The 1810-nt window shown below is 71.9% G+C and carries 1 protein-coding gene; it reads right to left on the minus strand.

Annotation, left to right across the window (positions count from 1 at the left end; all coding sequences use genetic code 11):
• A partial coding sequence (locus tag ACFXB5_RS53630) for a cellulase family glycosylhydrolase (RefSeq protein WP_385223350.1) occupies positions 1-1810 on the minus strand: 1810 nt, incomplete at both ends.

Consider the following 1810-nt stretch of genomic DNA (forward strand, 5'->3'; position numbering starts at 1 on the left):
TCCGCCGAGGGGGCGGCGGTGCCGTCGGCGATCAGCGCGTAGTGCAGGGTGCCGGTGGCCTCGTCGGCCGGGGCGGAGAGCACCAGCCGGTTCCCGTCGCCGTCGCCGGGCTCCGCCGCGGTGGCGACGGGGTGGTCGGCGGTGTGACCGTGTGCGGTGTACGCGGGCGGGCCGGTGAGGGTGCCCAGATCGGAGACGACGGTGGTCCGGGCGGGGTCGAAGTCGCGGGGCAGCCGGAGTTCGGTGGGCGCGTCGGTGGCGCCGTCGGAGCGCCACACCAGCATGCCGTAGCGGCCGGAGCCGGTGACCTTGGCGACGTTCGGCAGAGTGCCGGGGATGCGGTCCCAGCTGAGCGTGGTGGAGCCGTCGCGTGAGCGGTCCTCGAAGGTGAAGGCGAGGGTGCGGCCCGCGACGGCGCGCGGATAGATCCGGTCGAGCAGCCGGGCGTCCTGGCGCAGGGCGGCGGCGCCGGAGTCGTCGAGGCGTACGGCCGAGTGGTCCTCGTCGTTCCAGGCGTCGCCCTCGGTGAGGACCTTCCCGGTGTTGCCGTTCATGGCCTCGTGGTGGCGGGCGTTGTAGATGTCCCACTGCCACTGGGTGGAGGAGAGCACGGCGCCGGACGCGGCCGGCCGGGTCCACCAGGTGGCGCCGGGGAGCCGGGAGTCCAGCGCCTGGTACATGCCCTTGACGACGGTGGGGGCCTTGTCGGAGGTGAAGCCGGCCAGCGGATGGCCGAACTCGCTCATGACGGCGGGCAGGTCCAGGGCGGTGGAGCGGTCGCGCAGGGCGCCGAAGTCGCCCGCGTACTGGCCGTCGGCCGCCTTGCCGGGCATGAAGATCCCGGAGATGGCCTTCTGGTCGTAGTAGTGGGTGTTGAAGACGTAGTCGGGGCCGGGCTTTCCGGCGTCGAGGAGTCCGCCCTCCTGGCGCTGGAAGTCCAGGTTGGAGTTCCAGAACATATTGGGTTCCACGAAGGCGGGCTTGTCCTGCCAGCCCGCGGCGTCCATACGGGCGCGGAACTTCTCGTAGAAGGGCCACAGCACGCTCTTCTCCCAGGTGCGGCTGTTCTGGCCGTCGTCGTACGCGCCCGCGTACGGCTCGTTGAGCGGGTCGAAGCCGACGACGCGGGTGAACTGGTCGTCAGTGAGCTGCCGGGCGAGGTAGGTCATGGTCTTCTCGGCGGTGGCCAGGAAGGCGTCCTGGACGCGGACGGTGCCCGCGCCGGTGGTGAGGGCGCGGTTGCGCCAGAAGTCGCGGGTGGAGCTCATGACCGCCTGGTTCTGGGTGATGTTCTGGCCCCAGTGGAAGCAGATGCCGCAGGACTCCTTGGGGTAGCCGCCCGCGTCGATGACCCATTTCGGGGCGCCGTCGCCGCTGTACCAGCTGTCCTTGTCAAAGAGATGGCGGGAGTAGAGGTCCTGGTGGAAGTCGGGGAAGACCCGGATTCCGGCGTCGAGGAACGCCTTCATCTGCGCGGTGGCCTGCTCCAGATAGCCGGTGTCCACCTGGCCGGGCTCGGGCTCGGCATGGGCCCAGGACAGCAGGAACCGCACCGCGTTGGCGCCGGTCAGGTGGCGCATGGCGGCGGCGGACTTCCTCGCGTCGGCGGTGGTGGCGAACGGGAGCCCGCCGTTCTCCTCCAGTTTGGTCTCGCCGGACACGTTGAAACCGCGCAGCACGACCTCGCGGCCGTGGCCGTCGGCGAACCGGGTGCAGACACACGCCCACCGGTGCCCGGCCCCGCCGGCGCACCACGGCGCCGAGGCGCGCGGGCGCGGGGGGGGTCGGGGGGGGGGCGGGAGCCGGCCCC

The organism is Streptomyces sp. NPDC059455, from assembly GCF_042750115.1.
In the GTDB taxonomy this organism is placed as follows: domain Bacteria; phylum Actinomycetota; class Actinomycetes; order Streptomycetales; family Streptomycetaceae; genus Streptomyces; species Streptomyces endocoffeicus.